Raw genomic sequence first — 6,665 nt, 5'->3', positions numbered from 1 at the left:
CGCCAACAAAGGAATGGTAAATTCAGCAATCACCAGAATGGAAGATACGGCACGGAACTTATTATACATCGGAATATAATCTATGAAGAAATCCGTCAGCCCCATGAAGTTCTTTCCCCAAGAAAGCAGGATAGAGAAAATAGTGGCACCTAACAATGCCCATTTGAGCGGGCCTTTGACAATAAAGCAGCCCAATATAAACAGAAACATGACAAATGCCCCTACATATACCGGACCGGCAGTCCACGGCTGGTCACCAAAATACTGCGGAAACTGCGAATAGATATTGCCATACATCGGATTAGCCTTTGCCATGGCAGCTTCATTCTGTGATAAAGTAGCTGATGATGAACCGCCTTTCACGTTCGGGACCAATAAAGTCAATGTTTCGCCAATTCCATAGCTCCAGTTCGTAATATAATCACGGTCCAGTCCGCTACTTGTCTGATTGGCAGCAGGTCCTTCCTGCTTCAACTCGCTTTTGCCGCGCATCGTCTCTTTGCTATACTCATACGTATGGTACAGGTTGGAGATATTGATACACACTCCCACCACGGCAGCCAATGTCAAAACCGCGCTGGCTTTGAAGAAATGCGGCAATTCTTTCTTCTTATAAGCATCCTCAAAGTAAGCCCCTACGATAAACAGGATGACAAACATAAAGTAGTAGCTCATCTGTATATGGTTGGACTGAATCTGAAGAGCAATGAATAAAGCTGTGACAATCCCACCCAACAGGTATTTCTTCCGGTACGCCAAGACGACACCCGCAATCGTAGGCGGAATATAAGCCAACGTCACAAATTTCCAGATATGTCCCGCCGGTATAAGGATAAAGAAATAGGAAGAGAAAGCCCATATGACTCCGCCTAATCCCGCCAGCCAGACAGATATTCCGAATGCCCGCAAGAGGATATAGAATCCGAGCATCATGATAAAGGTCAGCACTACATAATCCGGCAGGTAGAGACGATACACTTTTTCCACCCAGCTCAGCACTTTCGTCGAGTCGTAACTCGGAGACATCTGATAGGTAGGCATACCGCCAAAGATAGCATTTGTCCAGCGCGTACGTTCTCCGGTGCGGTCACGGTACTCTTTCGATTCCTGTCCGGCACCGACTCCGGCTACGGAATCATGCTGAAACAAAATACGGCCTTCAATGTCAGCCGGAAAGAAATAAGCAAAAGAAAGAATTATAAAGGCCAGGATGGCGATTAAGTCGGGAAGGAGTTTCTTCATAATGGATTGGCTATTGATAAAGAGGGTGCTGCGGCATGATATACTTACCACGCTTTTGCAGCACCCTCATTTAATTAATATCTATAATGGTCGGCCTTATAAGGTCCGTCTACAGATACACCTATATAAGCAGCCTGTTCAGGAGTCAGCTTAGTCAGTTTTACGCCGATCTTTTCAAGATGCAGGCGGGCCACTTCTTCATCCAGGTGCTTCGGCAGACGATATACATCGACTTCATATTTCTTGTTGAACAGTTCGATCTGAGCCAATGTCTGATTGGTAAATGAGTTACTCATCACGAACGACGGGTGCCCCGTTGCGCAACCGAGGTTTACAAGACGACCGTCGGCAAGCAGGATGATACTGTGACCGTCCGGGAAATAATAGCGGTCTACCTGCGGCTTGATGTTCACACATTTGATGCCCGGATAATGCTTCAAGGCATCCACCTGGATTTCATTATCGAAGTGACCGATATTGCAAACGATAGCCTGGTCTTTCATTTTCTCCATATGATCAATACGGATAATATCAATATTACCGGTAGTAGTCACGAAAATGTTGCCTTCAGTACAAGCATCTTCCATGGTTACCACTTCAAATCCTTCCATAGCGGCCTGCAAAGCGCAAATCGGGTCAACTTCCGTCACCAGTACACGTGCTCCGTAAGAACGCATGGAGTGAGCACAGCCTTTACCTACATCACCATAGCCACATACCACGACAACTTTTCCGGCAATCATCACGTCTGTTGCACGTTTGATACCGTCAGCCAACGATTCACGGCAACCATACAAATTGTCGAACTTGGATTTCGTCACCGAGTCGTTCACATTAAATGCCGGGAACAGCAGTTTGCCTTCTTCCTGCATCTGGTACAGACGGTGTACACCTGTTGTTGTCTCTTCGGACACGCCGCGCATTTCTTCCGCTACACGATGCCAACGGGTCTTATCTTCCGCCAATACTTTCTTCAGGATAGCATTCAGTTCTATTTCGTCTTCGGCATGTGCTTCCTTATCTAATACCGCCGCGTTATTCTCCGCGTCATAGCCTACATGAATCATCATCGTAGCGTCACCGCCATCGTCCACAATCACATTCGGCCCTTTGCCGTCAGCAAAGCTCAATGCCTGCAAAGTGCACCACCAGTAATCGGCAAGCGTCTCGCCCTTCCAGGCAAACACAGGCACGCCCGAAGCAGCAATAGCCGCAGCAGCATGATCTTGTGTTGAATATATATTACAAGAGCACCAACGTACTTCAGCTCCCAGGGCTACCAGTGTTTCAATCAACACGGCTGTCTGAATAGTCATGTGCAACGAACCCATGATGCGGGCACCTTTTAACGGTTTGGATTCTCCATACTTTTCGCGAAGAGCCATCAGGCCGGGCATTTCTTTTTCTGCCAAATCGATTTCCTTGCGTCCGAAGTCAGCAAGCGTAATATCTGCCACCTTATAAGGCAGAGTAGAGAATAATTCTGTAGACATATTGTAAATCATTTAATATATAATTGGTACAAAGATAGAACATTCTGATTAGTAGGGCAAAAGCTATCCGTTTTTTTTATATTATAATAACTTGACAGGCCACTATGTTTATAGAAATAATGTCTTATATTTGCAATAGATAAAACAGTTTATACAACATTTCAGTAAACAGTAGTAAACCCTCTATGCGAAACTACGACAACAAAACAAGAGAAGAGTTATTAGAAATAATCGAACAACTAGAAAAGGAGAACGAGTTTCTTTCTTCCGATTCGCCATGTCTCAAACAGCAAAAGGAGCTGGATGCCGCCAGAATAAAAGCTGAAGAATCGGACCGGCTCAAATCTGCCTTTCTTGCAAATATGAGTCATGAGATTCGTACTCCGCTCAATGCGATAGTCGGATTCTCCAAATTGCTCATGCATGCAGAGTCTGTAGAAGAAAAGAGCCAGTATGCTGAAATCATCGATAGAAACTCTGAAATGCTACTGAACCTGTTTAACGATATTCTGGATTTATCATCCCTTGAAGCCGGATCGCTAAAGTTCAACATCCGCCCTATTAAGCTAATCGACATCTGCCTGCAACTGGAACAACAATTCCTTTATAAAACCAAAAGTAACGTCAAACTCACCTTGGATGATGTAGATACGGACATGTATGCATCCGGTGATTGGAACCGTATCATACAGATCATAAGCAACCTACTTAGCAATGCCGCGAAATTTACTCCAAAAGGAGAAATTCATTTCGGTTATCGTGAAAAAGAAGATTTCGTGGAATTTTATGTGAAAGACAGCGGTATCGGTATTGCTCCGGAAAAAGCTGCCAGCATTTTCCGCCGTTTCGGGAAAGTGAATGATTTTATTCAGGGAACAGGACTGGGATTAACGCTCTGCAGAATGCTGGTAGAAAAGATGGGCGGGCGCATCTGGTTACGCTCCCAAGAAGGCAAAGGAAGCAGATTCTACTTTACTCTCCCTCGGATTTGCTCTTAAAACAATTCTGATAGATAGATAAAAAAGACGGTGGATAGCTTTTATAATGTAGCTATCCACCGTTCTTTTTATCTATCCGCTATTATTTCTTTGCCACCGGTGCACTCAGCATTTCTTTATACTTCGCCGGATCATTCAAGACTTTTACCGCCTCCTTCAAGCCGTCGTCATCTTTCAATTGCTGGATGATATTACCACGTTGATAATAATAACGTTTGATAATCTCGGAAGCAATCATTTTCTTTATATCACTGGAGAAATAATCCAAGTCACGATCAAGATCATGGTTCAGTTTCTTTTCGAGTGCTTTAAATTCTTCTGTCGCACCTTCCATATACCCTTCAAATTCGGCCGCTTCCTTCAAAGTTTTCAGAATCTTCTCGCTCTGCTGGTCGTATTTGAAATCGGCTTTCTTCACCAATGCTTTGAAAGCATTATAATCCGCATCCGTCACTTCAAACTTCTCAGGAGCCACAATAGTAGGATGATCCAGGCAATATTGAGTCGCATAATCAAAAATCAGGTTGTCACGCACCAGATAGAACAAAATGTTCGGCAATTTTTCCTGCTTGACAATAACATCCGGCATTACCCCGCCGCCATCACGCACTTCACGTCCTGCCGCAGTATGGAACACCTTGGTCAGACTGTCGGGAATAGCGCCTACGCTTCCGTCTTCATTGCGGTGCTTATAATCGATAGCCTGCACGCAACGTCCGCTCGGAATATAATATTTGGAAGTAGTAACCTTCATCATTCCGCCATAAGGCAAGGAACGGGGAACCTGTACCAGTCCTTTTCCGAAAGTACGGTTGCCGACAACCACTGCACGGTCAAGATCCTGCAAAGAACCCGACAGAATCTCGGAAGCAGAAGCAGTGCCACTATTCACCAACACGGCAATAGGAATATCCAGATCCAACGGTTCACGTAGAGTCTTATAGGTATTGCTAGCCTGCTTGATTTTACCTTTTGTCGTTACAATGACTTTCCCGCGCGGCAAGAAATAATTGGCTATTTCCACAGCCTCATCCAGCAAGCCACCGCCATTATTCCGAAGGTCAATCACTAATGAAGTGGCTCCCTTTTTCTTCAAATCAAGGAATGCTTTCTTGAAATCCTTAGAAGGATTACCGGAGAAAGTACTCAGATTAATATACCCGACATGATTATCCAATACATCAGCATAAGGAATCGCAGGAGTCTGGATTGATTCACGCACAATTGTAAATTCTATCGGCGTACGCTCACCTTTGGCATTCGGGCGTTCCACTTTCAGTTTGAAACTTGTACCTGCCTGTCCGCGCAACATCTGGCTGACTTCCGCATTATTCTTACCTGCAAGATCCACACCGTCAATCTCCATCAAAACATCTCCGGCTTTCAATCCCGCCTTTGCAGCCGGCGTTCCTTCAAACGGTTCGGCAATCATGGAACGTTTCAACTTCGTATTATAAGTAATAAGGGAACCGATTCCGCCAAAGCTACCTTTTACCATCTGTTCCAACTCACTCTGGTCTTCTTCCGGATAATATTCAGTATAAGGATCCAGCGAATAAAGCATATTGTCGATACCTTCCCGGATTGTCTTGTTCGGGTCTATCGTATCTACATAGAACATATCCAGTTCCTTTACCATAGCATTGAATATATCCAGATTCTTGGCAATCTGGAAATTGCGGTCGTCGCCACTCTTGAAACTAAAGAAAGCTACAGCAGCCACAACGGCTACCACAACGATAGCTACCCGCCCATTCAGCAATTTTTTCATACCTCTTTCCATATAAATGAGTTGTAAAAGTAACTCAATCCCTGATTATTCCGCCAAAATCCTGTTTATATTTAACTTAATTTCATCCCAACGTTCTTCTGACATTGTCGTTCCGATTACCTGGATAACATTTCCCGAGAGAATAGAACCTATTTTAGCACACTTTTCCAATGAATAGCCACACGTCAAACCGTATAAGAAACCGGAAGCAAAATAGTCCCCTGCACCGGTGGTATCTACCACTTTCTCTACCGGGATAGCGGAAACTTTAATCTCTTCCGTACCCTTACGGATATAAGAGCCGTTTGCACCCACTTTTACGATAGCGATGCTGCATTTCTTGGCTATAATCCCCAAAGCCTCTTCCGCCTCTTTACCCGTAAATGCTTTCGCCTCTTCCTCATTCGCAAAAACAATATCTACATACTTATTTATTAATAAGGAGAAAAATTCCAGGTCGTTCGCCACAATATTATAGCTTGCCATGTCAAGGCAAATCTGCAACCCCGCTTCTTTCGCCAGTTCAATGGCATGGAGAATCATTTCGTGGTCCTGAACCAAGTATCCTTCTATAAACAGGTACGCATAACCTTTAAACATATCGAGAGTCAGTTCTTCTGCTTTCAAAGAAGCGGCCGCTCCCAGATAAGTTCCGAAAGTACGTTCCCCGTCCGGTGAGATAAAAGTGGATGCGACTCCGGAAGGCAACAGTTCCGAGAGCAATAATTTGTCTTCAATATTATTTTTCTGAAGATTTTTGCGAAAGAATTCTCCATAATGGTCATTTCCCACTTTTCCTACAAAACCGGTTCCAGCCCCCAAACAAGCCATTCCAAGGATGGCATTTGCTGCCGATCCGCCCGTTGCCAGATGGGTTTTCATCTGCGAAAATTGCGTGTTAATCTGCTGTAACTTAGCGTCATCAATGAGTTGCATGCTTCCTTTAGGTAATCCCATTTCATCCAGGAGCGTATCATCCTTTAGGGTTGCAAGTACGTCTACCAGTGCGTTGCCCAATCCTATTATTTTGTCCATTTCTAATATTTTTTTTGCAAAGATATTGCATATTTCAAAAAAACCTACTACTTTTGCATCGCAATTGAGAAAAACATTCTTCCTTAGCTCAGTCGGTTAGAGCATCTGACTGTTAATCAGAGGGTC

At 44.2% G+C, this 6,665-nt stretch carries 3 protein-coding genes and 2 pseudogenes; 1 reads left to right on the top strand and 4 read right to left on the bottom strand.

The features are described from left to right. Nucleotides 1-1,242: pseudogene (locus RDN93_RS21265) on the bottom strand (hypothetical protein); the annotation flags it as partial. A gap of 74 nt (nucleotides 1,243-1,316) precedes the next feature. Beyond that, nucleotides 1,317-2,735 carry an adenosylhomocysteinase gene (ahcY, locus tag RDN93_RS21260; protein ID WP_308747323.1) on the bottom strand — a complete coding sequence of 473 codons (1,419 nt, stop codon included), beginning with the start codon at nucleotides 2,733-2,735 and terminating at the stop codon, nucleotides 1,317-1,319. 284 nt (nucleotides 2,736-3,019) lie between these two features. Between ahcY and RDN93_RS21255 the strand changes: the two are divergent. Continuing rightward, nucleotides 3,020-3,733, top strand: a pseudogene (locus RDN93_RS21255) (sensor histidine kinase); the annotation flags it as partial. Nucleotides 3,734-3,815: 82 nt separating this feature from the next. On the opposite strand, the gene RDN93_RS21250 reads toward RDN93_RS21255, so the two are convergent. Continuing rightward, entirely contained in the window at nucleotides 3,816-5,504 is a 1,689-nt protein-coding gene (locus RDN93_RS21250; protein ID WP_308747324.1) for a S41 family peptidase, read from the bottom strand. A gap of 45 nt (nucleotides 5,505-5,549) precedes the next feature. Next, nucleotides 5,550-6,539, bottom strand: coding sequence for an adenosine kinase (locus RDN93_RS21245; protein ID WP_308747322.1), 990 nt, complete (start codon nucleotides 6,537-6,539; stop codon nucleotides 5,550-5,552). Between the last annotated feature and the right edge of the window lie 126 nt (nucleotides 6,540-6,665).

This window comes from uncultured Bacteroides sp., from assembly GCF_902491285.1.
Taxonomy (GTDB): domain Bacteria; phylum Bacteroidota; class Bacteroidia; order Bacteroidales; family Bacteroidaceae; genus Bacteroides.
The sequence above is the reverse complement of the archived record's forward strand: the minus strand, read 5'-3'. Positions and strand labels throughout refer to the sequence as shown.